Here is a 23395-nt window from a genome sequence, read left to right as displayed (position 1 = left end):
TATGGTGAGCTGGCTCACATCTCCCTGACTCTGCGGCAATATGACGTCTTTAGTATCTCCTGCTGAACGGCCTTTTTATCCAGCATAAAATTCCGTTCAGAAGCGGATTAGTGGCACTCTGATAATAAGAAATCGCAAAGAAAAAAATTCTCCGGCGACGCGGTTTTTAACAGGTGTTCTATGCTTGAAATGAGGTGCTCCACAAAGAGAGCGCCGACAACAATGAGGTGCGCGTATGGCGACGATCGATTCTATGAATAAGGACACCACACGTTTGAGCGATGGACCCGACTGGACGTTCGACCTGCTGGATGTTTATCTGGCAGAGATAGACCGGGTGGCGAAACTCTATCGGCTGGATACCTACCCGCACCAGATTGAAGTGATAACCTCAGAACAGATGATGGATGCCTACTCCAGCGTCGGCATGCCAATTAACTATCCGCACTGGTCATTCGGTAAAAAGTTTATCGAGACTGAACGGCTGTATAAGCACGGTCAGCAAGGACTGGCCTATGAAATCGTCATTAACTCTAACCCGTGTATCGCTTACCTGATGGAAGAAAACACCATTACCATGCAGGCGCTGGTGATGGCACACGCCTGCTATGGACATAACTCTTTTTTCAAAAACAATTACTTATTCCGTAGCTGGACCGACGCCAGTTCCATTGTCGATTATCTGATTTTCGCCCGTAAATATATTACCGAGTGCGAAGAGCGTTATGGCGTTGATGAAGTTGAACGGCTTCTGGACTCGTGCCACGCACTGATGAACTACGGCGTGGACCGCTACAAACGTCCGCAAAAAATCTCGCTGCAAGAAGAGAAAGCCCGGCAGAAAAGTCGCGAAGAGTATCTGCAAAGTCAGGTCAATATGCTCTGGCGTACCCTGCCGAAGCGCGAGGAAGAGAAAACGGTTGCTGAAGCGCGCCGCTATCCGTCCGAGCCACAAGAAAACCTGCTCTATTTTATGGAGAAAAATGCGCCACTGCTGGAATCATGGCAGCGTGAAATTCTGCGTATTGTGCGTAAGGTGAGCCAGTATTTTTATCCGCAAAAACAGACTCAGGTGATGAACGAAGGCTGGGCGACCTTCTGGCACTACACCATCCTTAACCAACTGTATGATGAAGGGAAAGTAACGGAACGTTTTATGCTGGAGTTTTTGCACAGCCACACCAATGTGGTCTTCCAGCCGCCCTATAACAGCCCGTGGTACAGCGGCATCAACCCGTATGCCCTCGGGTTCGCCATGTTCCAGGATATTAAACGGATTTGTCAGTCGCCAACGGAAGAAGACAAATACTGGTTCCCGGATATCGCCGGTTCCGACTGGCTGGAAACGCTGCATTTCGCGATGCGTGATTTCAAAGATGAGAGTTTTATCAGCCAGTTCCTGTCACCGAAAGTGATGCGTGATTTCCGCTTCTTCACCGTGCTGGATGACGATCGGCATAATTATCTGGAGATTTCCGCTATTCATAATGAAGAAGGTTATCGGGAGATCCGTAACCGGCTATCGTCGCAATATAACTTAAGTAATCTGGAGCCGAATATTCAGATCTGGAACGTGGATTTGCGCGGCGACCGTTCGCTGACGCTGCGTTACATTCCACATAATCGCGCACCGCTGGATCGGGGGCGCAAAGAAGTACTGAAGCATGTGCATCGCCTGTGGGGATTTGATGTAATGCTGGAACAGCAAAACGAAGACGGCAGCGTCGAGTTGCTGGAACGTTGCCCGCCGAGAATGGGAAATCTGTAAAAACAACAAAAACCCCTCGTTTGAGGGGTTTCTTTTTAAACGGAAGGGATTATCGCCCCTGAATGGCTAAATCACCCGGCAGATTTTTCTGCATCCGGTGCCAAATCTCGCCGCTCTCATGCCCATAGCGACGCACTGTTTCGTATACCTGATCGTGCGCGCCTTCACTGCACAACGCCGACAGTTTGTGGTAGAAGCCCAGCGCCAGACTGCGCGCTTCCGGATTGGCGAAATAGTGACGACCAATGCGCGTATACAGTCCTTTCATCCCGTTAAGGATCAGACCGTAAATCGGGTTGCCGGAAGCAAACGCCAGACCGCGGAATATGTTGTAATCCAGCTCGGCAAAGGCATCGGCGTGATCGGCCACTTCATTAGCGGTAGCCAGCACTTCCTGCGCTTTATCGGGATGTTGACGAAACGCGGTGCGAATAAAAATAGTTGAAATATTGGTACGCACCGACAGCAAATTATCAATAAGCTGCGGCACACTTTCGTGATCCAGTCGCGCCAGTGTTTCAAGGATATTTAAACCGGAGGTTTCCCAGAAATTATTCACCTTCGTCGGCTTGCCATGTTGAATGGTCAACCAGCCATCTCGTGCCAGGCGCTGTAACACTTCACGTAACGTAGTACGCGTCACGCCAATTAATTCTGAAAGTTCACGTTCTGCGGGCAAAATAGTCCCGGGAGGGAAGCGGTTATTCCAGATACTTTCAATAATGTACTCTTCCGCGAAACCCGCCGGGCTTTGCGCCTTAATGACCATAGTGAGATTTCCATAACACAGCAAAACAAAGTTGGACTCATCATACCAGAGGGCTAACTACGCTGATAGCAGACAAAAAGAAGAAAAAAGGGATCAAGGCTTCATTTTCCGCATCTCTTTACCCTTGACTATCAAGACTTGCCTCACTCCTGCCTGACCGTTAAGCTTTGCGTTTAAACATAAAAACATCATTGATTATTTGTAAGGTAAGGGAAACCATCATGGAGATCTCCTGGGGCCGCGCGCTATGGCGCAATTTTTTGGGCCAGTCCCCCGACTGGTACAAACTCGCCCTCATCATTTTCTTAATCGTAAATCCGTTAATTTTCCTCATCAGCCCTTTCGTCGCGGGCTGGTTGCTGGTAGCGGAATTTATTTTCACTCTGGCGATGGCCCTGAAATGCTACCCGCTGCTCCCCGGTGGTCTGTTGGCTATCGAAGCGGTATTCATCGGCATGACCAGCGCGGAACACGTCCGTGAAGAGGTGGCGGCAAATCTTGAAGTCTTGCTGTTACTGATGTTTATGGTGGCGGGTATCTATTTTATGAAACAGCTATTGCTGTTCATATTTACCCGTTTGCTGTTAAGCATTCGCTCCAAAATGCTGCTGTCGCTCTCTTTTTGCGTGGCGGCGGCGTTCCTCTCCGCGTTCCTCGATGCCTTAACCGTCGTGGCGGTGGTGATCAGCGTTGCAGTCGGTTTTTATGGGATTTATCACCGCGTAGCCTCTTCCCGTACCGAAGATACCGACCTGCAAGACGATAGTCATATCGACAAGCATTACAAAGTGGTTCTGGAACAGTTCCGTGGCTTTCTGCGTAGCCTGATGATGCATGCCGGTGTCGGCACCGCATTAGGCGGCGTGATGACCATGGTGGGCGAACCACAGAACCTGATCATCGCTAAAGCGGCTGGCTGGCATTTTGGCGATTTCTTCCTGCGCATGTCGCCAGTGACCGTTCCGGTTCTGATTTGTGGCCTGTTAACCTGCCTGCTGGTAGAGAAGCTGCGTTGGTTTGGCTATGGTGAAACGCTGCCGGAGAAAGTCCGCGAAGTGTTGCAACAGTTTGACGATCAAAGCCGCCACCAGCGTACCCGTCAGGATAAAATCCGTCTGATTGTCCAGGCGATTATTGGCGTCTGGCTGGTGACTGCGCTGGCGTTGCATCTGGCGGAGGTTGGCTTGATTGGTTTGTCGGTCATTATTCTGGCGACATCATTGACCGGTGTCACCGATGAACATGCTATCGGTAAAGCCTTCACCGAATCTCTGCCATTCACCGCACTGTTGACGGTGTTTTTCTCGGTAGTCGCGGTGATTATCGACCAACAACTGTTTTCGCCGATTATTCAGTTTGTGTTGCAGGCATCGGAACATGCTCAGCTGTCGCTGTTCTATATTTTCAACGGTCTGCTGTCATCCATTTCGGATAACGTCTTCGTGGGGACGATTTATATCAACGAAGCGAAAGCGGCAATGGAAAGTGGCGCTATCACGTTGAAGCAATACGAGCTGCTGGCGGTCGCCATTAATACCGGTACCAATCTGCCCTCCGTCGCTACGCCGAACGGTCAGGCTGCGTTCCTGTTCCTGCTGACCTCTGCACTCGCGCCATTGATTCGCCTCTCTTATGGGCGCATGGTGTGGATGGCCCTGCCTTACACCCTCGTCCTGACACTCGTCGGACTACTTTGCGTCGAGTTTACGCTTGCCCCTGTAACCGAATGGTTTATGCAAATGGGCTGGATAGCAACGCTTTGATAACAACTTACCGGGCATATAAATGCCCGGTTTGCCTTTTCGCCCGATAATTGTCCAATTGCGTCCTATTTTTGCTGCCTCCTGGTGGCGCAGCGAATGAATTGGTTTAAACTGCGCACTCTATGCATATTGCAGGGAAATGATTATGTTGCGATTTTTGAACCAATGTTCACAAGGCCGGGGCGCGTGGCTGTTGATGGCGTTTACCGCTCTGGCACTGGAACTGACGGCACTGTGGTTCCAGCATGTGATGTTACTGAAACCTTGCGTGCTCTGTATTTATGAACGCTGCGCATTATTCGGCGTTCTGGGTGCTGCGCTGATTGGCGCGATCGCCCCGAAAACTCCGCTGCGTTATGTAGCGATGGTTATCTGGTTGTATAGTGCGTTCCGCGGTGTGCAGTTAACTTACGAGCACACCATGCTTCAGCTCTATCCTTCGCCGTTTGCGACCTGTGATTTTATGGTTCGTTTCCCGGAATGGCTGCCGCTGGATAAATGGGTGCCGCAAGTGTTTGTCGCCTCTGGCGATTGCGCCGAGCGTCAGTGGGATTTTTTAGGTCTGGAAATGCCGCAGTGGTTGCTCGGTATTTTTATCGCTTACCTGATTGTCGCGGTGCTAGTGGTGATTTCCCAGCCGTTTAAAGCGAAAAAACGTGACCTGTTCGGTCGCTAATCCATTCAGCGCTCCTGCGGGAGCGCTTTTTTCCTGCCGCTATGTTTATTTGACCCGCAGTAAATCAGAACTTCGCGTTGTATAACGTGGTGAAAGCATGGCACGCTTCATCTGCCATTGTTGCTGGATCCCCTGCCCGGCAAAATAGAGTGTTCCTCTGCCCTCTTTAGCATTTAGCGTATCCATTACCGCCATCAATTGCTCACTCCCGGGGCGCGGTGCGTTGTCATCGAATAAATTGAGCTGCGCGACTCCCTGACTGAAGAAATCTCCCAGCATCACGCCCGCTTTTTGGTAGCGATGGCCCGCTTGCCAGATGGCATCCAGAGATCGCGTAGCGGCGTTAATGATATCCCTGCTGTCCTGAGTGGGCGTCAGCAGTTTTACCGACGCGCTATTGCCGTAATAAGGTTCATTGAGCGCAAATGGTGACGTCTTAATAAACGTGGAAATAAACCGACAATATTGATGCTCACTGCGAAGTTTTTCCGCCGCCCGGGCAGCGTAACTACAAATGGCCTGCCGCATCGACGTATAATCCGTGATGCGTTCACCAAACGAACGGGAACAGATAATTTCCTGCTTTGTCGGTGCAAACTCTTCCAGTTGCAAACAGGGTTCACCGCGCAGTTCACGCACCGTTCTTTCGAGCACGACATTAAAATGTTTACGGATAAACCGGATATCTGTATCCGCCAAATCGAGAACGGTTTTGATCCCCATCGCGTCCAGTTTTTTGCTGATCCGCCGTCCAATCCCCCAGACTTCATCCACGGGGAGAGCAGACATTAATTTACGCTGGCGTTCCAGATTTGATAAATCCACCACCCCACCCGTCTGCCGCTGCCATTTTTTTGCCGCATGATTGGCAAGCTTAGCCAGCGTTTTGGTCTGGGCGATCCCCACGCCAACAGTAAGATGGGTACGTTGTAGCACCTTTGCGCGAATTTCTCTGCCAAAATCAGTCAGATCGCGACAATTACGCACACCGGTCAGATCGCAGAATGCCTCATCAATGCTGTAAATCTCGACGCGGGGCGATAACTCTTCCAGCGTCGACATCACCCGATTGCTCATATCGGCGTAAAGCTCATAGTTACTGCTAAAGCAAACCACGCCACAGCGGCGAAACAGATCTTTTTGTTTGAACCAGGGATCGCCCATTTTAACGCCCAACGCCTTTGCCTCAGCGTTTCGGGCGATAACGCAACCGTCATTATTCGATAGCACAACCACCGGTTTACCCCATAAATCAGGGCGAAACACCGTCTCACAGCTGGCATAAAACGCGTTTACATCACAGAGGGCAAACATCAGCGCATCGCCTTAACGACGTGGATCACCACACCAAAGACATCCAGCGTATCTTCGCTACTGATGGTAATGGGTGAATATGCACTGTTCATGGGAATAAGCTGCACTGTCGGGCGTAGTTGCAATTTTTTCACCGTAAACTCGCCGTCAACAGCAGCGATGACAATATCACCATGGCTGGCGGTAATAGCGCTATCGACAATCAGTAAATCACCGTCACTAATCCCACCGTCAATCATAGAATCACCACTTGCTTTGACGAAGTAAGTCGCGCTGGGATGCTGGATCAACAGTTGATTCAGATCGATGCGCTGTTCAACGTAATCTGCGGCCGGTGAAGGAAAGCCACACTGAACAAGATCGCTAAATAGCGGAAAAGTCACAATTTCGCGGAGATCCGCAGGCTTGATAAACAACATAATAATCTGCCTGAAGTTATACTGTTTTTATATACAGTAGTCTGTTCTTGCCAGCAGATCAATACTGATTCAGGCTATCAATATTTGTCGCTGCATAGACTGCTGATTTTTCGTTCTCTTATCCTGTGCTCACGCGCCTTCTGGCGACGACGCTCATCCAGCAGAAATGAAAAATATCACCTGGCTAAAAAATAGAATAGAAGCATTCGCCATAATGACATTAAACATTGTTTGATATTTATCATATTAATAGAAATAAAGACATTGACGCATCTCGCCCGGCTAACTATGAATTAGATGAAGTAAAATTCATTAATAGTTGTAAAACAGGAGTTTCATTACAATTTATATATTTAAAGAGGCGAATGATTATGACTGAAATCGTTGCAGATAAAACGGTAGAGGTAGTTAAAAACGCAATCGAAACCGCAGATGGAGCATTATACCTTTATAATAAATATCTCGATCAGGTCATCACCTGGCAGACCTTCGATGAAACCATAAAAGAGTTAAGTCGCTTTAAACAGGAGTATTCACAGGCAGCCTCCGTTTTAGTTGGCGATATTAAAACCTTACTTATGGATAGCCAGGATAAGTATTTTGAAGCAACCCAAACGGTGTATGAATGGTGTGGTGTTGCGACGCAATTGCTCGCAGCGTATATTTTGCTATTTGATGAGTACAATGAGAAGAAAGCATCCGCCCAGAAAGACATTCTCATTAAGGTACTGGATGACGGCATCACGAAGCTGAATGAAGCGCAAAAATCCCTGCTGGTAAGCTCACAAAGTTTCAACAACGCTTCCGGGAAACTGCTGGCGTTAGATAGCCAGTTAACCAATGATTTTTCAGAAAAAAGCAGCTATTTCCAGTCACAGGTAGATAAAATCAGGAAGGAAGCGTATGCCGGTGCCGCAGCCGGTGTCGTCGCCGGTCCATTTGGATTAATCATTTCCTATTCTATTGCTGCGGGCGTAGTTGAAGGGAAACTGATTCCAGAATTGAAGAACAAGTTAAAATCTGTGCAGAGTTTCTTTACCACCCTGTCTAACACGGTTAAACAAGCGAATAAAGATATCGATGCCGCCAAATTGAAATTAACCACCGAAATAGCCGCCATCGGGGAGATAAAAACGGAAACTGAAACAACCAGATTCTACGTTGATTATGATGATTTAATGCTTTCTTTGCTAAAAGAAGCGGCAAAAAAAATGATTAACACCTGTAATGAGTATCAGAAAAGACACGGTAAGAAGACACTCTTTGAGGTACCTGAAGTCTGATAAGCGATTATTCTCTCCATGTACTCAAGGTATAAAGTTTATCACATTTAAAAATACAGCCGTTTTTTAAAGATTGAGAGTTACCTGCTGATAATAAGGTATCGGGTAACTCTCATTATGACAGAGCGCTTTCAAAAACAGGGCTACGAAATGGCGAGCATCCAGACGTATATTAAGAAAGCCCCCATCAACATCTATTAAATTTATCACTGCGCCCAGTCAGGTTTATTTAAGATATGATCCTGCCAGTCAATCACTTCTGATTCTTTCACTGCGATATGACGCACAGAGATACGTTCGCCATGCATTGCCGCTTTCGAACCAGTAAGCAGCGGATGCCACGCAGGTAAATCTTTACCTTCCGCCAGCAAGCGATAAGCGCAGGTCATTGGCAGCCATTCGAATGTTGGCAGATTTTCACGGGTTAATTTAATGCAGTCAGGTTCAAACTCGAAACGACGTTCGTAGTTCCGACATTGACAGGTTTTAATATTGAGCTGGCGACAGGCGACGTTAGTGAAGTAGATTTCGTCGGTGTCTTCATCCATCAGTTTATGCAGGCAACACTGACCGCAACCATCACACAACGACTCCCATTCCGCATCGCTCATTTCGTCCAGGGTTTTACTTTGCCAGAAAGGTACATCGCTCATCAGGTGTTCCGCCATTACGTTAAAACGCACCTTATAACCAGTCTGGCACAGCGATGCAAGTTTTGCCGCCGCTTTCAGGCGGCAAAAAGTATTACAAAACGCGAGTTGTCAAAGAATGCCCATCGAAAGTGACTGTCAGCTCATCACCACTTTGCAACGGGCCGACGCCATCAGGCGTGCCTGTCAGCACAACGTCACCGGCCTTGAGGGTAAAGAACTTGCTCATATAAGCGATCAGCGGAACGATTTTATGGATCATGTCCGCAGTCGTACCTTGCTGGCGTTGTTCGCCGTTTACGCTCAGGCCCAGCGTTGTATTTTGCGGATCGCCGGTGAATTCCGCCGCGGGAATAAACCCGGAAAGCGGACAAGAGTTATCAAACGCTTTGGCCTTTTCCCACGGCTGCCCGGCTTTCTTCATTTTTCCCTGAACATCACGCAATGTCAGATCGAGCGCCACGCCGTAACCGGCAATGGCTTTACGGACATGCTCTTCCGTAGCCTGACGCAGCGTCGCGCCAATCAATACCGCCAGTTCGACTTCATGATGAACTGAACCGAAATCGGATGGGATCGCCAATGGCTGCCGCAGATCGCACAGTGCCGTTTCTGGTTTAATAAACAGCACTGGCTCTTCGGGCACTGCGCTGCCCATCTCTTTGATATGTTTGGCATAGTTACTGCCAACACAGACTACTTTACTCACCGGATAATCCAGCAGCGCACCTTGCCAGTTGTGATGTTGATACATAACGTTCCCCTCACCTTATCGTGGATATGAAAACCCGCGCCGACAAAGATAATGCCACCGCCGGATATCGGTTATTTGTTCGTGTCGTCTGTTTTCTGCCCCATGACGGAAAGATGTTGCTTCAGCAAATCTTCGGGTGGTGGCGGTAACTGCAAATAGTAACCTTGCTCGGTTAATGCCTGTTTAACCTTTTCAATATCGGCATTGACCAGTTTCTTCCGCCCATCCAGCGGCAGAATCATCGCTAACTGAGGCTGACCAAAACCTTTCATCAGTTCCTCAGGTACACGCGAAAAATCGTCTTTTTTTTCGACATATAAATAGGTCTGGTCACGCTTGCTGCTTCGATAAATCACACAAAACATACTTTTACTCTTTAAGATGCCAAGTTTTGGCATAAGCTAACATCAATGAAACCCGCGCCACAAGCCAGCCAGCTGTAGATTTCTGCGGTTTGTTCAGTCCATGCGCCCTTAATAAGTGATCCCCCGGCAAAAATGCCGCGCCGGGATTTAACCGAACGCAGGAAAGCCACTGGAATTCTCCTGTGATGAATTGTTATATTATAACAGTTCATCATCCTCATTCTGAACAGGAGACTACCTATGAAAATCAAGGGCATCAGTAAGGCTGTATTATTGCTTGCACTGCTAACCTCCACGAGCTTTGCTGCGGGTAAGAATGTCAATGTTGAGTTCAGAAAAGGCCATAGCAGCGCTCAGTACTCCGGCGAAATAAAGGGATACGATTACGATACATATACCTTCTATGCCAAAAAAGGTCAGAAAGTGCATGTGAGTATCTCTAATGAAGGCGCTGATACTTACCTCTTCGGGCCAGGAATCGATGATTCTGTTGATTTATCCAGATATTCCCCAGAACTCGATAGTCACGGACAATACTCACTCCCTGCTTCTGGCAAATATGAGCTGCGAGTGCTGCAAACCCGAAACGACGCCCGTAAAAACAAAACCAAAAAATATAACGTCGATATTCAAATTAAGTAAATGTCAACCGACGGGGACTCTCCCCGTCATAAACGTTAACGCCCCACTCCTCTCTGTCGCTCAAGAGGTTAATGACGAATAGCAGACAATGCCGAATAGAACATAATGTAAACAAGGCATCACTCACGACACATAAATAACATCTTTGTGGTGGTTTGATTGATTTTTCCACTCCGATTACCATCCACACCAAAATAACGATCATCACGACATAATTTTTCTTTAACATCGCAAAATACACCGTTAGCGAATGTAAATTCGCTGGGATCGTAGCCTTGTAATGATTGTAAGTTTTCAGCGGCTTTTTCGCCGAGATATTTCCTTGTTAACTCTGGGGAAATGCCATCTGAGTTCACACAAATATACGGGTCGCAAACAACGCCGCACGCCGGAGATTGAAGTCCGCCAGCGTCATTTCCAGACGCCATTGATGAGAACATCATCCCCACACCTGACAATCCGATATAAAAAATACGCATCATATTCATAGCACATCCTGATAATCCAACCGTACAACACTTATGCTCATTTCATCATCAATCCGTAATCAAAACCGCTGACCTGGACGAGTTACGATGACCTGACAGAAGTATCAGACGTCTTCTGCGGTTTCTATGATAGAGCAATTCTGTGGCGGATATTAAGATAACGGGTATCTGTTCTTTAATGATGCCGCAAAAAATGGAAAGTTAAGAAAGCCTGGCGTGGTGAAAAAATACACTCGCCTCAACACTGGATATTTAAACAGTTCTGAAGATGCTGTCACGATTAGGGTGCGGAAAAAGGAAGCGTAAATAAGAACAATCAAAAGTACGACGGCAATGGGTTGATTGACAAGGGTATTTTTTAAGCTATGAATCAGCGCCATTTATCACAGAATAGACTTTTACTCTGAATAAATGGGAGGGTGACTTGCCTCAATATAATCCAGACTATAACATGCCTTATAGTCTTCGGAACATCATCGCGCGCTGGCGATGATTAATAGCTAATTGAGTAAGGCCAGGATGTCAAACACGCCAATCGAGCTTAAAGGCAGTAGCTTCACTTTATCTGTGGTTCATCTGCATGAGGCAGAACCTAAGGTTATCCATCAGGCGCTGGAAGACAAAATCGCTCAGGCCCCCGCATTTTTAAAACATGCCCCCGTTGTACTCAACGTCAGTGCACTGGAAGACCCGGTAAACTGGTCAGCGATGCATAAGGCGGTTTCGGCAACCGGTTTGCGGGTTATTGGCGTAAGTGGCTGCAAAGATGCGCAACTTAAAGCCGAAATTGAAAAAATGGGGCTGCCTATCCTGACGGAAGGAAAGGAAAAAGCGCCGCGTCCAGCTCCCGCACCGCAGGCTCCAGCGCAAAATACAACGCCGGTCACAAAAACGCGTTTAATAGATACCCCGGTGCGTTCCGGTCAGCGTATTTATGCTCCACAATGTGATCTGATTGTTACAAGCCACGTTAGCGCTGGGGCCGAATTGATTGCCGATGGGAACATTCATGTCTATGGCATGATGCGCGGTCGTGCGCTGGCAGGGGCAAGTGGTGACCGGGAAACGCAAATATTTTGTACGAACCTGATGGCGGAATTGGTGTCCATCGCAGGTGAATACTGGCTGAGTGATCAAATCCCAGCAGAATTTTATGGCAAAGCGGCGCGACTGCAGTTAGTCGAAAACGCTTTGACCGTTCAACCGTTAAATTGATCCCTTTTTAACAAGGAATTTCTATGGCACGCATTATTGTTGTTACTTCGGGCAAAGGGGGTGTTGGTAAGACAACCTCCAGCGCGGCCATCGCCACTGGTTTGGCCCAGAAGGGAAAGAAAACTGTCGTGATAGATTTTGATATCGGCCTGCGTAATCTCGACCTGATTATGGGTTGTGAACGTCGGGTCGTTTACGATTTCGTCAACGTCATTCAGGGCGATGCAACGCTAAATCAGGCGTTAATTAAAGATAAGCGTACTGAAAATCTCTATATTCTTCCGGCATCGCAAACTCGCGATAAAGATGCCCTCACCCGTGAAGGGGTCGCCAAAGTTCTTGATGATCTGAAAGCGATGGACTTTGAATTTATTGTTTGCGACTCCCCGGCAGGGATTGAGACCGGTGCGCTAATGGCACTCTATTTTGCAGACGAAGCCATTATTACCACCAACCCGGAAGTCTCCTCAGTACGCGACTCTGACCGTATTTTAGGCATTCTGGCGTCGAAATCACGCCGCGCAGAAAATGGCGAAGAGCCTATTAAAGAGCACCTGCTGTTAACGCGCTATAACCCAGGCCGCGTAAGCAGAGGTGACATGCTGAGCATGGAAGATGTGCTGGAGATCCTGCGCATCAAACTCGTCGGCGTGATCCCAGAGGATCAATCAGTATTGCGCGCCTCTAACCAGGGTGAACCGGTCATTCTCGACATTAACGCCGATGCGGGTAAAGCCTACGCAGATACCGTAGAACGTCTGTTGGGAGAAGAACGTCCTTTCCGCTTCATTGAAGAAGAGAAGAAAGGCTTCCTCAAACGCTTGTTCGGAGGATAAGTTATGGCATTACTCGATTTCTTTCTCTCGCGGAAGAAAAACACGGCCAACATTGCAAAAGAACGGCTGCAGATTATTGTTGCTGAACGCCGTCGCAGCGATGCAGAACCGCATTATCTGCCGCAGTTGCGTAAAGATATTCTTGAGGTCATTTGTAAATACGTACAAATTGATCCTGAGATGGTAACCGTACAGCTTGAGCAAAAAGATGGCGATATTTCTATTCTTGAGCTGAACGTGACCTTGCCGGAAGCAGAAGAGCTGAAATAGGCCCGCTGTAAAAGCGCATTTCTCTTCAAGGCAGAGTCATCTCTGCCTTGCGTTTTTCATCCCCCTCATCCACGTTTGATAAGAGCGGCGAGTATTCTTGCTGATGCTACTCATTGCTTCCCCCCCTTTACACCTTAATGCCGTTCCCCCCACACAGAACAAATTGTTTGTACCTGGCTGAGTAAATAACCTTATTGTTAGTATGGGTATACTGGGTGATGATAACCCCGCAATTTCATTATTCATTGTTCTCCCATAGGATGAGGTTTCCCGCCGTAACTGGCGGGCTTTTTTTGCCGCAGAATTTTTCCTTTTAACACCCTGTAAACGAAAACTGCGCCGAAGCGCAGTTTAATCGTTGATGGTCAGAACGACCAGTTCGCACCAGCCACCGCGTTCCACGGGGATTCCACACCGGCACCATGGCTATACCCCACCCCGAGATGCCCGCTTAACGAACTGCTGAATGAGGCTTTAATACCTGCCTGATATATTCCACGTCTGCCCGACAAATCATTGACAAAATTACCGTCATTATTCACTTTCACCCGGTTATCATCGACAAATTCTTTGCGCACAGCCGCCTTCAGCCACGGCTCAACTTCCATGCCGTTCCCCAGACGCATGTTGTAACTCAGCGTTGCGCCCAGTTCACGATATATACTGCGGGTATCGACTGATTTCGATTCCATGCCATTGGATAAATGATATTCGGGGTTATCAGCGGTGAACCCCGTTAACGATGCATACGGCGTCAGGTTCCAGTTACCATCGGTAAATCGCATCCCGGTTTCAATGTGCCCCCCCAGCCCGTTGCTATGATAACTGCCGTTGGCGGCTCCACCGCTGCTCATTTTACCGGCTACGTTACTTTCAAAGCGGTTCAGCTTCACGATACCGTCCAGATAGAAACCACTTTCATGTTCCCAGCTGGCATAGCCCCCCAGAGAATAACTGCCCACACTGCCATGTCCTCCACGATCAAAACCGATATGTGAATGGGAATAACCCATAAAAGCGCCCAGCGTCGCAATCCCCTCAGGAATATCATTACGACTGTCGATCCCCACTGTCATTCCGGTCAGCGTCTGCTCAAACCCAGCCCCCGCATCGGTGGTGACATTATTACGGGTGTTATACGTCGCCCCCCAGACATTATTGTTGTGTGGACTCGCTTTCATTATGTTCAACCGCTCGCGAATACTGTTTAGCTCAGCATCAAAGACCAACGGTAATGTTGCTGCCATATTGAGTACGGCAGCCGTAGAAGGCGTGATGCGTTTCTCCGGAACGGGTGTCGGCGTTGGCTCGGGAGTCGGGTCTGGATTTGGATTTGGATTTGGATTTGGATTTGGATTTGGGTTCGGATTTGGATTTGGATTTGGGTTCGGATTTGGGTTCGGATTTGGGTTCGGGTTCGGATTTGGATTTGGGTTGACATTATTAGTCAGGTTCCAGTTGCTGTTGCCGTCGCTTTTCAGGACATACTCATAGGTCCCAAGATCAACGAAACCGCCGGTATTGCCCAGCGTAAACGACGCATCCCCTCCCCCTGTTTTCACCAGCGTCATCGCATCGTCAGACTGAGGGCTGACGCCGGTATCCTGAACAAAGATTTTAAAATTACCAGTGGCGTTGTTGTTGACGATCAGTTGATCGCCCCGGGAGCCTGCAACGTTGGTATGCAGGTAGAAATTACCGCTGCCGGAAAGTTCACTGGTGGTCAGCGTATTGTAGATACCGTTAGTTGTGGCAGGCGCTGATAAATAAACATCACCGTCGTTGAGTAGCAAACTGTTTACTCTATATTCGCAGTTGCTGGTGCCTGCACAGGAATTATTGCTGTTAAGCCAGACACTGCCCCGGCTGGCAGCCGTCAGGTCGGCAAGCGTCGTATCGACGCCATTTCCGATAGTTAATGTCGCGCTATCGGTAATCCGGACCACCCCTTCAAGTTTAACTGGCGTAACATTATCCCGTGGCGTCATTAACGACAGGCTTCCTGTCGCGCCACTGACCGATGCATTCGCCAACGTACCTGCGTAGACGATTGCCGTCCCACCAGAGACCTGTAGATCTTCTGCCCGGGCCAGAGCCTGAAACTCATCTTTTGACCGCCCAAGGGTATATTGCCCACCAGAGTTAACCTTTGTGGCGGAGTCCTGACCCAGGTTTTGCATTGCACCACCCTTGTCAACCGTGGAGTCACGGGCTTCGGTACCTGCTAATACCAATAAATTACCGCCATTTTCCAGCAACATATTGGTCGCTAAATTGCTGGCAATGGAAAAGGTGCCGTACTGGTGCGTACCGCTGATTTCAATACCGTTAGCCGTGCTCGTCTGGAGAGCGGCACCGCTGTTCTGGACGATATCTGTCGCTTTGCCATTATCGTTGACTGTCAGCGTTCCGCCTTCATTGATCGTTGTTTTTATTGCCTCTCCGTTAGCTGAAACTGTTTGTATTCCGCCGTCGTTAATTGTTGTCTCATTTGCCACACCCTCGACGATTTGTTCACCGCCAGTGAGCGTCGTGCCTGTCGCAGTGGCTTTTGTTTTGACGATCTCCCGACCGCCCGCATTGACCTGTGTTTTGGCGGAAGTGGTGTCTGACTCCACGGTTAACACGCCGCCATTTGTCAGCAGGATATTGTTCGCCGCACCCTGCTCGATGCTGAACGCGACGCCATCAGCGCGTGTCCCTGTGACCCGCGTCGCCCTGGTGGTTGCAACCAACGCGCCCTGACTACTCTGCTGTATCCCCGTTGCGCTGCCTTTCTCCCGCACATCGAGTATGCCGCCATTGTTAAGTCTGGTGGTATATGCTACGGCCTCCTCGTGGACAATCAGCTTACCGCCAGCATCAACGATGGTATCTACCGCCGAGGTTTGAGCTACGACCGTCAGTTGGCCGGTATTTTCCAGCACAACATGCTCAGCCCTGCCTCCGGTAATAGTGAAGTGAGATGACCTCTGGTATCCATCAATATCAGTCCCCGCGCCCGTATTGGCAACTAAAGCGCTCCCCGTGTCCAGGTAAACCCCATGTGCGATACCGCCGGTATCGACAATCAGCGTGCCTCCGGCGCGAATATTGCTGCCAGTTGCCGTACCTCCTTTCTCAACAACCTGCTTGCTCCCGGAAGAGATATTTGTTGTGTCAGCTTTCCCGCCGCTCTTGATATTTTGCGTGCCACTGTTGATATTAGTTCCCGTAGCAATACCATGATTATAAATATTCTGTGTACCACCATTAATGATGGTATTAGTCGCGTTCCCGGCAACATCCATGGCCCCGCCGTTATCTATTCGGGTCGCATCAGCTTTAGCATTCGTTAAAACTGACATTGTTCCTTTATCGTTAATTATCGTCCCTGTAGAAATTCCTCCCTCACTAATTGTCTGGCTGCCACCGTTAATGACTGTATTATTAGCCTGCCCCTGATAAGAGCCATGACCAGATACCTCTTGATGTCCACCAGTATCAATAACACTTCCATTAGAAATCCCGCCATATACCTCCTGATTGCCGTGATTGATGATATGAGCATTATTTGTTGTACCTCGTTCATCTACTCTTTGGCTGCCGTCTACAGTCTCATCATTTACAACACCAATAACATTAGAAGTGAAAGCCGTCATCCCGGGAGGGGCATATATCATGGCAGCTATCAATAAGGAAAGTACTGAGCGGTGAAAATAATAGCGACTGGTTCTGTTCCTAAATTTCATCCTCTGAAAAATGAATACTGAGTAGCGTCTAAGTGACCTAAGCTCTGCTGCAACATCAGCCCGCAGGCACCAGACCAGGGGATTCATCCTGAAGAGACAGCGCAGGTGTATTGTGTTCACCGCTCATCAAAGACATCATGATGAAATGATGATATCCCGCATAAGAAAGAGGCACTTTTTAAACGCAGTGCGCTGAAGTGTAGTTGGATAAAAAATCACTCTTTTCTGATAATACTGTCGTACGCTTATTTTTCGACAATGAGGCCGTCGGCAAAATAAAATGACTAATGTAATCGTTGCTGATGAATATCTTCTGCTCACATAAAAATCACACAATAATATTGATAAATCAGATTATCTTACCTTTACAACATTGTATTAACAGTCAATAACACTTCTTGAATAAAAATATTGTCAATCAATGAGTTATTTCTCATTTGAGATTATTCTCATTCCCGTAAAAAACATAATTCCTATCATCACAGTCACGCTCATTTTGAATTATCTGAATAATAGCGAGCGTTCTTTAGTTAAGCAGATCTTAATTGAAGACGAAATTATTGTGTGTGCAACTTACTTAATACCGGACATCTAAGTTGAAGAAAAAAATACTTGCCTTCGGGCTTATCTCAGCATTGTTCTGCTCCACGCCAGCGATGGCGGATATGAATCGCACCACGAAAGGTGCATTGCTAGGCGCAGGCGTTGGTTTACTTACTGGCAATGGTGTTAATGGCGTACTGAAAGGTGCAGCTGTTGGCGCTGGTGTTGGTGCAGTAACAGAAAAAGGCCGCGACGGTAAAAATGCGCGTAAAGGTGCAAAAGTGGGTGCCGCCGTTGGTGCTGTCACTGGCGTTCTGACCGGCAATGGCCTCGAAGGGGCGATTAAAGGTGCCGTGATTGGCGGTACGGGTGGTGCAATTCTGGGTAAAATGAAATAAGGAATGATGATGAAAAAATTTGCTTTACTGGCGGGTCTGTTTGTTTTCGCACCAATGACCTGGGCGCAGGACTACAATATTAAAAACGGTTTGCCGTCAGAAACCTATATTACTTGCGCAGAAGCCAACGAAATGGCAAAAACTGACAGCGCACAGGTTGCAGAAATTGTTGCGGTAATGGGTAATGCCAGCGTTGCCAGCCGTGATTTAAAAATTGAGCAATCTCCGGAACTGAGCGCCAAAGTGGTAGAAAAACTGAATCAGGTTTGCGCTAAAGACCCGCAAATGCTGTTGATCACGGCAATTGATGACACCATGCGTGCTATCGGCAAAAAATAATATTTAATATGTTACCGCGTCGATGAATTCGACGCGGTATTTTAGCTAACGGGGATCAGAACTTATATTTCAGGCCCACCATCACTGCGGTGTCATTGTAGCCATTATCACCCAGCTGCACGCCCACATTACCCCAGACGCTGGCCGCCGGATTCAGATTGCCATTTACGCCAAGTTTAATTTCCCCCAGATTACGCGCCCCGTCTTGTTCGACTTTCACACCGTTCATTGAGACAGCAAAATCTTTACTGTTATGGATCCAGTTCATTTCAACAAAAGGTTCAAAGTCGTCACCGTGCGGACCGCTGTTTTTCTCCTGAGTACGAATAAAGGAGCGGAAACCAAGTCGGGTCTGGATGTTGTTATTTGCGTCATTCTCAATACGTGAGCCATTGGCTTCCGTGTGCGCATTATGATCGACGCCCATCCAGATAGCCTGTGCCTGTGGCTGGAAGATCCACGTATATTTCGCCGCTTCCAGACCAAAGGATTTATTCAGGGCAAAACCGTAACCCGCTTCCAGCGAGACGGTTGCACCTTTCGCGCTATAGGATTCATAGGCTAATTCATCTCCTTTCACCGAGTTTTTAAACCAGCTATATTGCGCCCAGGCGTCAATGTATGCGCCTTTTTTACTGATGTCATCGGCAAACCAGGTGGCATACAGCCCTGCGCTATAGCCTCTGACACTCCCTTTCGAACGATAATCCGACACGCTGGAATGAGTTGAGTTGTAGTCGCGGGCATAACCAGCCATCACTCCCAAACGCCAACTGTCACTGTCGGTAAAACCACCGGTTAACAGATCCGCCCCTAACTGCGAGACGTAGCGATGCGAGGTCGTTCTCAACTGTCCGTTGCTGTCACGCCAGGCATTATGCCCGCCAATTTGACGTAGCCAAAGTCGGCTTGAACGCTCCTGTTCAGTTACAGGATCGATGTAGCGCGTTTCACCTGCACGATCGTTCAGACGCATAACAAAAAGAGTGTTAGCGGCTGCCAGGTTGGCGACGTAACTTCCAGCTTCGGGGCGCAGAACGGGGGTAGGCGTTTCTGTTGATTCTGAATTTCCCTCTGAGCTGTTATCCTCCTCATTCACTGACTGATAACTTGTCAAATACCAGTTTTTGCCTTGTTGTTTTAGTTGATATTCGAAAGCTCCAGCTGCAATCCTTGCATCACCTTGTCTGAAGGCATCTGCTGGAGATTCATCGCCATTCACAGTTATGAGTTCGATCCCATTTAGCGTGGCCGCGCCGCTTCCTCCAGCATTTTTCACATAGACGGTAGTTGAACCCGAAGTATTACCCTCAACAATAAGTCTGTCAGTAGCCGATTTATCATCACCTAATACGGTGCGGATATTAAGCTGACCATTATTACCGACATAATTACCTTTTACGGTTAACGTTTTTCCCTGGGTAAATGTTTGACCATCATCATACGAAAGATTGATAATACTGTCTGAATTAGTCAGATGGGTAACAACGGAGTCATCTTTCATATTCCAGATTGTGTTTTCTGAAAGCTTCAGTGTAGTTGTGCCGCTAACGAGTTTAGTCGCTCCATTTAGAGTAGAGTCGGACGAAATTATGTTTAAGCCACCTCCAGTATTATTAACCAGAATATTATTACCAGGCGTGATAATACTTCGATTAAGGATGCTTACATCCGTTGTAGTTTTGTTAACATCAATACTATCCAAAGCACTTGAAAGTTCGACACTTGATAGTGCTATTTTGGCTTGAGAATCGATATTTGATGCATCAATTGATATTCCTTTATCTTGTTCTGATACCGCGGTGACATTGGAAAAAAATAACTCTCCACCATTGTATATTTTTGCAATGGGGGCTTTAGTGCCTTTTGTTGTAATAGAACTATTTTTTATATCAATGTTACCTTGTCGAATAGCAACTGCATAACTTCCATGCTCCCCGGTTTCAAGTGCCACATAATCTAAATTAATATATGCTTTTTCCCCATTAGCATAAGCACCATAGCTATTAGTGCCATTAGTTGTTATGGAACCACCATTCATTTTTAAATCAGCACGGCTAATAACTTCGTAACTGTTAGAATCACTAACTTCATCATCTACAGCATCGACACATGTTCGAGACTCTCCAGGACTTGAACATGCAAGAACACCTACTGCATTTTCCCCATAGGTAACAATGTTCGTTTTATCTGTGGTTTCAAGACGGGTGTTATTTTCCACAATCCCAGAATCATTAACCTGACTTAAAAGTCCCGCTGAATATGCCCCCCTCGTCTCGACTGAATTATCACCATTCATAACGATGGTGCCACCAAATTCACTGACTACTGCGCTGGCTGTTATCCCTCCATTAACATCTTGGTTATTTCCTTTGTCAGATACGCTTCCAGAGGTCTTAATATCGCTATCGCTTATATATAATACTTTGTTATGACTATCAACAGAAATACCATAAGATCCATCACCACTAGTCATCACACTGGCATTATTTATATATCCAGTTACACCGTCATCCACTTTCACAGCATGGCTTTCGTCTTTAGTGGTTAGATACTCTCCATTACTTATCGAATTATTATCTTTGATTTCAATCGGCGATTCTTCATCAGTTATATAGGAAAGTATACTATAATCATCCAACAATTGTGTTGCATATGCATTACCCACCGCCAAAGCAATAAGTCCTAAACTAAACCCGGGGAGTTTTTTCAGTTTCATAGATTAACCATCCATTCATTGGATTAACAAACATTCCTGGTCAAATAACCTATGAGTTCAGATTACCAAAACGGAGGGTAAAGACAAAAACAAAAGCACAAAAAATTTAAATAGATAAACAGCGACAATATATAAATGATAAATAAGGCGGCATTATCATTTTTCACCTTATTTTCATGACATTGATCACTTTGGGGTGACGATTTTGTTTAACAAATAACTCTTCGACATCAAAATTATTAATAGTTGCCATAGAAATTATTTCGATGATATATAAAACCAACTGTGATAACACCAGGGTTGACAACTATTTGCGCAATAATTCCTTTCCTTAAATGATCCAGGCGTTCACTGTCAGCACCCCATTCAGCCGCATACTGACAGTGAGAAACTGAAAGATTATTGCTGATCCCTGTGGCTGACGAGTCTTTCCCTTAATCGATTAATCAGATTGATCGCCAGCCAAACAAGGGCATTAAGCAAATTTATCGTCACAAGCACTTCTCCCAGCCCGGTACTGGGTTTTGCAATAAGGATGACCAGGAGAGTGATCAGCATAAATGCAATGGAAAAGATGATATAGAGAGTGAAATAATCCAGATTATTACTATTGTTCATGCTACTAATGGCAATCCTGTCAAAACTTTCAAACAATTATAGCAAACAAAATAATGAACAATAGTAACAAGAGGCAACGAGCTAATTAGCTGTCTATAATTACACCGCACTATGGCCTTACTGATCGATTTTCACTCAACCACAACCTTCACCTTCGGTTTAGAAAGGATAATTTTGACCAGGTCGATGTATGTTACCGGTTTATAGAAATAATAACCCTGTTGAAATGTGATATTATTTTGATTCAGATAGTCAAGTTGTTCTTTCGTTTCGACACCTTCAGCGACGATACTGATCGAAAGTTTACGCGCCAGATCCAATACACAATCCAGAATCCGAGTTGATTCTGGGTCTGCGTTTACGCGGCCAACGAAACTGTGATCAATTTTGATATAATCAATATGCAGGTCATGCAGATAAGAAAGCCCTGAGTAGCCAGTACCGAAATCATCCAGCGCGATGACAAAACCATTTTCATGCAGAATGTTCAACCGCTGAACCAGACTTTCATCAACATTTAATGGCTCACGCTCGGTAACTTCCAGAACGAGGTTTAAATCGCGACGGGTAAAACTGTCACGGTAATTTAAGCACTCGTCGACAAATGTCGGCGAAATAATATGCGAGGCGCTAAAATTAATCCCAATATGAAAACCTTCCGGCAGTTTACTCGCGATAGCGTTCATCTGTCTGGCAACCTGATTCATCAGGCTTTGCGTAAGCGGAACGATTAATCCGGATTTTTCAGCAAGTGGAATAAATGCCGCGGGTGATATATATCCACCGTGAGGTTGTTTCCAGCGGGCTAACACCTCAACTCCCCGCAATGTCCCTTCCCGACCATTTACCACAGGTTGGTAAAATGGGACGATCTCCCCATTATTTATAGCCCGTCGCAGGATCTCTTCAGGCGTTGCGCTTTTATTGAAATACCTATCAAGCAGGAAGGCAGCGGCGCAGGCGATTAACAGAATAAATATCAAAATCCCAAAGCCTTTATCGATAAGTCTATAGAAGCTAAAGAGTGGCGGCGGGTTAAAGATAATAGTGAAATGATATTTTGTGGAGTGAACCTTCTCGGTATAGGGATAGTGTCCATTAAGCGTCATCACATCACCCGTAGGTCCAATAATGTCATCTGCCACGCGTAATACATACCTTACCCCTTTCAAGGGTACATTAAGCGCCCCGCGAATATGCTGATCACTTATCGTAACCAAAATGCGCGTATCTGCAAATTGGCTCTGATAGAGCAGGATAGGTAATCTATTAACGGTGTCGATTGCCGGAGCCAGCAGTAAATTACTGTCCGGGAAAACAGGAATACGAGACAGCAAGACCCGATTCCCCGGTAAGGATGTACACCAGACCGTTCCCTGTTTGAGAATGATGATTGTGCGCAGGTGAGGTTTCAGAGCTGCTTCAGTGCCAAGCTTATATTGCTCCTCGAGGTCGCATTCCTTCCCGGCAATGTTAACCGCCGTTTGAGTCGCCTGTGACGCTTCTTCAAGTATATGATTGATATTGTTGGCGGCATATCTCGCTCCCGCCAGGTACTCTGCTTTTGCGGAATACCAGAGCTGGATGTTCAAAATAGCGACACCGGTTATAAACAAGCATATCGCAATGAGGATGGGTATGAGTGTATTGCGCATTCACTTGTCCCCGCCAAAGGGTTTAATACATAAAAATGACATTCATTCGCTCGCGCTGGCGTCTACAGAGAGCATGGTAGAGAGCATCACAAATATCCACGCCCAAGATAAAATTTTCTCCATCTTCATCTAACCTATTAATTATTGAGCATAATGTAGGCAGAATTAAACAAATTAGGC

24 protein-coding genes are annotated in these 23395 nt (G+C 46.9%); 11 read left to right on the top strand and 13 right to left on the bottom strand.

Translation table 11 applies throughout. From position 1 onward, the window contains the following. The first annotated feature begins 235 nt into the window (after nt 1–235). Nucleotides 236–1768, top strand: coding sequence for a SpoVR family protein (locus tag ACJHX3_RS06300; protein ID WP_094308252.1), 1533 nt, complete (start codon nt 236–238; stop codon nt 1766–1768). 49 nt (nt 1769–1817) lie between these two features. Here the strand turns inward: ACJHX3_RS06300 and fadR are convergent, their stop codons facing one another. Next, nucleotides 1818–2537, bottom strand: a complete 720-nt coding sequence (gene fadR, locus ACJHX3_RS06295) for a fatty acid metabolism transcriptional regulator FadR (RefSeq protein WP_000234823.1) — start codon at nt 2535–2537, stop codon at nt 1818–1820. Between the two features lie 221 nt (nt 2538–2758). Here fadR and nhaB point away from each other — a divergent pair, with 221 nt between their 5' ends. Together nhaB and dsbB are read left to right on the top strand one after the other, a co-directional pair. Next, nucleotides 2759–4300, top strand: a complete 1542-nt coding sequence (gene nhaB / locus ACJHX3_RS06290) for a Na(+)/H(+) antiporter NhaB (RefSeq protein ID WP_000406391.1) — start codon at nt 2759–2761, stop codon at nt 4298–4300. A 145-nt stretch (nt 4301–4445) separates the two neighbouring features. Next, nucleotides 4446–4976, top strand: coding sequence for a disulfide bond formation protein DsbB (gene dsbB, locus ACJHX3_RS06285; RefSeq protein ID WP_000943459.1), 531 nt, complete (start codon nt 4446–4448; stop codon nt 4974–4976). A gap of 45 nt (nt 4977–5021) precedes the next feature. Here the strand turns inward: dsbB and umuC are convergent, their stop codons facing one another. Both umuC and ACJHX3_RS06275 read right to left on the bottom strand, forming a co-directional pair. Next, the gene (umuC, locus tag ACJHX3_RS06280) at nt 5022–6290 is read right to left on the bottom strand and encodes a DNA polymerase V catalytic protein (RefSeq protein ID WP_000457602.1); all 1269 of its coding nucleotides are present in this window, start codon (nt 6288–6290) and stop codon (nt 5022–5024) included. Continuing rightward, on the bottom strand, nt 6290–6709 hold the full coding sequence (locus tag ACJHX3_RS06275) for a translesion error-prone DNA polymerase V autoproteolytic subunit (protein ID WP_000897378.1): 420 nt from the start codon (nt 6707–6709) through the stop codon (nt 6290–6292). The genes umuC and ACJHX3_RS06275 overlap by 1 nt, the downstream gene beginning before the upstream one ends. A gap of 371 nt (nt 6710–7080) precedes the next feature. Here ACJHX3_RS06275 and hlyE point away from each other — a divergent pair, with 371 nt between their 5' ends. Continuing rightward, nucleotides 7081–7992, top strand: a complete 912-nt coding sequence (hlyE, locus tag ACJHX3_RS06270) for a hemolysin HlyE (RefSeq protein WP_094321969.1) — start codon at nt 7081–7083, stop codon at nt 7990–7992. A 206-nt stretch (nt 7993–8198) separates the two neighbouring features. Here hlyE and ACJHX3_RS06265 read toward each other — a convergent pair whose 3' ends face one another. The 3 genes from ACJHX3_RS06265 to ACJHX3_RS06255 all read right to left on the bottom strand — a co-directional run bounded on the left by ACJHX3_RS06265 (nt 8199) and on the right by ACJHX3_RS06255 (nt 9761). Beyond that, nucleotides 8199–8645, bottom strand: a complete 447-nt coding sequence (locus ACJHX3_RS06265; protein ID WP_001306825.1) for a YcgN family cysteine cluster protein — start codon at nt 8643–8645, stop codon at nt 8199–8201. A gap of 91 nt (nt 8646–8736) precedes the next feature. Continuing rightward, the gene (locus ACJHX3_RS06260; RefSeq protein ID WP_000284277.1) at nt 8737–9396 is read right to left on the bottom strand and encodes a fumarylacetoacetate hydrolase family protein; all 660 of its coding nucleotides are present in this window, start codon (nt 9394–9396) and stop codon (nt 8737–8739) included. 71 nt (nt 9397–9467) lie between these two features. After that, a complete protein-coding gene (locus ACJHX3_RS06255; RefSeq protein ID WP_001295992.1) occupies nt 9468–9761 on the bottom strand; it encodes a YcgL domain-containing protein in 294 nt (97 codons plus the stop codon). A gap of 240 nt (nt 9762–10001) precedes the next feature. On the opposite strand from ACJHX3_RS06255, the gene pliG reads away from it, so the two are divergent. After that, on the top strand, nt 10002–10403 hold the full coding sequence (pliG, locus tag ACJHX3_RS06250; protein WP_000693755.1) for a g-type lysoyme inhibitor PliG: 402 nt from the start codon (nt 10002–10004) through the stop codon (nt 10401–10403). A gap of 119 nt (nt 10404–10522) precedes the next feature. Here the strand turns inward: pliG and ACJHX3_RS06245 are convergent, their stop codons facing one another. After that, nucleotides 10523–10891 carry a YcgJ family protein gene (locus ACJHX3_RS06245; protein WP_001056841.1) on the bottom strand — a complete coding sequence of 123 codons (369 nt, stop codon included), beginning with the start codon at nt 10889–10891 and terminating at the stop codon, nt 10523–10525. A gap of 519 nt (nt 10892–11410) precedes the next feature. Between ACJHX3_RS06245 and minC the strand changes: the two genes are divergently transcribed. From minC to minE, 3 genes are read left to right on the top strand one after another with little or no spacing between them, the layout of a single operon-like run. Beyond that, entirely contained in the window at nt 11411–12106 is a 696-nt protein-coding gene (minC, locus tag ACJHX3_RS06240; protein WP_000072536.1) for a septum site-determining protein MinC, read from the top strand. Between the two features lie 23 nt (nt 12107–12129). Further along, nucleotides 12130–12942 carry a septum site-determining protein MinD gene (gene minD, locus ACJHX3_RS06235; RefSeq protein ID WP_000101055.1) on the top strand — a complete coding sequence of 271 codons (813 nt, stop codon included), beginning with the start codon at nt 12130–12132 and terminating at the stop codon, nt 12940–12942. A gap of 3 nt (nt 12943–12945) precedes the next feature. Continuing rightward, on the top strand, nt 12946–13212 hold the full coding sequence (gene minE / locus ACJHX3_RS06230; protein ID WP_001185665.1) for a cell division topological specificity factor MinE: 267 nt from the start codon (nt 12946–12948) through the stop codon (nt 13210–13212). Nucleotides 13213–13577: 365 nt separating this feature from the next. Here the strand turns inward: minE and ypjA are convergent, their stop codons facing one another. From ypjA to ymgJ, 3 genes are read right to left on the bottom strand one after another with little or no spacing between them, the layout of a single operon-like run. Next, entirely contained in the window at nt 13578–16943 is a 3366-nt protein-coding gene (gene ypjA / locus ACJHX3_RS06225; protein ID WP_167777578.1) for an adhesin-like autotransporter YpjA/EhaD, read from the bottom strand. 55 nt (nt 16944–16998) lie between these two features. Continuing rightward, nucleotides 16999–17118, bottom strand: coding sequence for a hypothetical protein (locus ACJHX3_RS06220; protein WP_001131445.1), 120 nt, complete (start codon nt 17116–17118; stop codon nt 16999–17001). Continuing rightward, the gene (ymgJ, locus tag ACJHX3_RS06215) at nt 17079–17264 is read right to left on the bottom strand and encodes a protein YmgJ (protein WP_071556296.1); all 186 of its coding nucleotides are present in this window, start codon (nt 17262–17264) and stop codon (nt 17079–17081) included. The genes ACJHX3_RS06220 and ymgJ overlap by 40 nt, the downstream gene beginning before the upstream one ends. A 100-nt stretch (nt 17265–17364) precedes the next feature. Between ymgJ and ACJHX3_RS06210 the strand changes: the two genes are divergently transcribed. The 3 genes from ACJHX3_RS06210 to ACJHX3_RS06200 are packed head-to-tail and all read left to right on the top strand — an operon-like array spanning nt 17365 to nt 18223. Continuing rightward, nucleotides 17365–17538 carry a hypothetical protein gene (locus tag ACJHX3_RS06210; RefSeq protein WP_000120099.1) on the top strand — a complete coding sequence of 58 codons (174 nt, stop codon included), beginning with the start codon at nt 17365–17367 and terminating at the stop codon, nt 17536–17538. A 1-nt stretch (nt 17539) separates the two neighbouring features. Further along, nucleotides 17540–17884, top strand: a complete 345-nt coding sequence (locus ACJHX3_RS06205; RefSeq protein ID WP_000726974.1) for a YMGG-like glycine zipper-containing protein — start codon at nt 17540–17542, stop codon at nt 17882–17884. A 3-nt stretch (nt 17885–17887) separates the two neighbouring features. Continuing rightward, the gene (locus tag ACJHX3_RS06200; protein WP_000979977.1) at nt 17888–18223 is read left to right on the top strand and encodes a YmgD family protein; all 336 of its coding nucleotides are present in this window, start codon (nt 17888–17890) and stop codon (nt 18221–18223) included. 55 nt (nt 18224–18278) lie between these two features. Here the strand turns inward: ACJHX3_RS06200 and ycgH are convergent, their stop codons facing one another. From ycgH to ACJHX3_RS06185, 3 genes are all read right to left on the bottom strand, one after another. Then, the gene (gene ycgH / locus ACJHX3_RS06195) at nt 18279–20942 is read right to left on the bottom strand and encodes an autotransporter YcgH (protein WP_001522908.1); all 2664 of its coding nucleotides are present in this window, start codon (nt 20940–20942) and stop codon (nt 18279–18281) included. Nucleotides 20943–21341: 399 nt separating this feature from the next. Next, on the bottom strand, nt 21342–21560 hold the full coding sequence (gene ymgF / locus ACJHX3_RS06190) for a cell division-associated protein YmgF (RefSeq protein ID WP_001306821.1): 219 nt from the start codon (nt 21558–21560) through the stop codon (nt 21342–21344). Between the two features lie 131 nt (nt 21561–21691). Next, nucleotides 21692–23215 (bottom strand): cyclic diguanylate phosphodiesterase, encoded by a 1524-nt coding sequence (locus ACJHX3_RS06185; RefSeq protein WP_001246467.1) that lies wholly within the window; start codon nt 23213–23215, stop codon nt 21692–21694. Nucleotides 23216–23395 lie beyond the last annotated feature (180 nt).

The organism is Escherichia sp. WS1265 (assembly GCF_046487585.1).
GTDB lineage: Bacteria > Pseudomonadota > Gammaproteobacteria > Enterobacterales > Enterobacteriaceae > Escherichia > Escherichia coli.
The sequence above is the reverse complement of the archived record's forward strand: the minus strand, read 5'-3'. Positions and strand labels throughout refer to the sequence as shown.

Excerpts from the sequence above, each read along its gene's own strand:
- ACJHX3_RS06300 (WP_094308252.1), top strand. The coding sequence starts at position 236 with ATGGCGACGATCGATTCTATGAATAAGGACACCACACGTTTGAGCGAT.
- minC (WP_000072536.1), top strand. The coding sequence starts at position 11,411 with ATGTCAAACACGCCAATCGAGCTTAAAGGCAGTAGCTTCACTTTATCT.
- pliG (WP_000693755.1), top strand. The coding sequence starts at position 10,002 with ATGAAAATCAAGGGCATCAGTAAGGCTGTATTATTGCTTGCACTGCTA.
- dsbB (WP_000943459.1), top strand. The coding sequence starts at position 4,446 with ATGTTGCGATTTTTGAACCAATGTTCACAAGGCCGGGGCGCGTGGCTG.
- ycgH (WP_001522908.1), bottom strand. The coding sequence starts at position 20,942 with ATGAAACTGAAAAAACTCCCCGGGTTTAGTTTAGGACTTATTGCTTTG.
- ymgF (WP_001306821.1), bottom strand. The coding sequence starts at position 21,560 with ATGAACAATAGTAATAATCTGGATTATTTCACTCTCTATATCATCTTT.
- ACJHX3_RS06185 (WP_001246467.1), bottom strand. The coding sequence starts at position 23,215 with ATGCGCAATACACTCATACCCATCCTCATTGCGATATGCTTGTTTATA.
- ACJHX3_RS06260 (WP_000284277.1), bottom strand. The coding sequence starts at position 9,396 with ATGTATCAACATCACAACTGGCAAGGTGCGCTGCTGGATTATCCGGTG.
- ACJHX3_RS06255 (WP_001295992.1), bottom strand. The coding sequence starts at position 9,761 with ATGTTTTGTGTGATTTATCGAAGCAGCAAGCGTGACCAGACCTATTTA.
- minE (WP_001185665.1), top strand. The coding sequence starts at position 12,946 with ATGGCATTACTCGATTTCTTTCTCTCGCGGAAGAAAAACACGGCCAAC.
- fadR (WP_000234823.1), bottom strand. The coding sequence starts at position 2,537 with ATGGTCATTAAGGCGCAAAGCCCGGCGGGTTTCGCGGAAGAGTACATT.
- ypjA (WP_167777578.1), bottom strand. The coding sequence starts at position 16,943 with ATGAAATTTAGGAACAGAACCAGTCGCTATTATTTTCACCGCTCAGTA.
- ACJHX3_RS06265 (WP_001306825.1), bottom strand. The coding sequence starts at position 8,645 with ATGAGCGATGTACCTTTCTGGCAAAGTAAAACCCTGGACGAAATGAGC.
- ACJHX3_RS06275 (WP_000897378.1), bottom strand. The coding sequence starts at position 6,709 with ATGTTGTTTATCAAGCCTGCGGATCTCCGCGAAATTGTGACTTTTCCG.
- umuC (WP_000457602.1), bottom strand. The coding sequence starts at position 6,290 with ATGTTTGCCCTCTGTGATGTAAACGCGTTTTATGCCAGCTGTGAGACG.
- hlyE (WP_094321969.1), top strand. The coding sequence starts at position 7,081 with ATGACTGAAATCGTTGCAGATAAAACGGTAGAGGTAGTTAAAAACGCA.
- nhaB (WP_000406391.1), top strand. The coding sequence starts at position 2,759 with ATGGAGATCTCCTGGGGCCGCGCGCTATGGCGCAATTTTTTGGGCCAG.
- ACJHX3_RS06245 (WP_001056841.1), bottom strand. The coding sequence starts at position 10,891 with ATGAATATGATGCGTATTTTTTATATCGGATTGTCAGGTGTGGGGATG.
- minD (WP_000101055.1), top strand. The coding sequence starts at position 12,130 with ATGGCACGCATTATTGTTGTTACTTCGGGCAAAGGGGGTGTTGGTAAG.
- ACJHX3_RS06210 (WP_000120099.1), top strand. The coding sequence starts at position 17,365 with ATGAGTTATTTCTCATTTGAGATTATTCTCATTCCCGTAAAAAACATA.
- ACJHX3_RS06200 (WP_000979977.1), top strand. The coding sequence starts at position 17,888 with ATGATGATGAAAAAATTTGCTTTACTGGCGGGTCTGTTTGTTTTCGCA.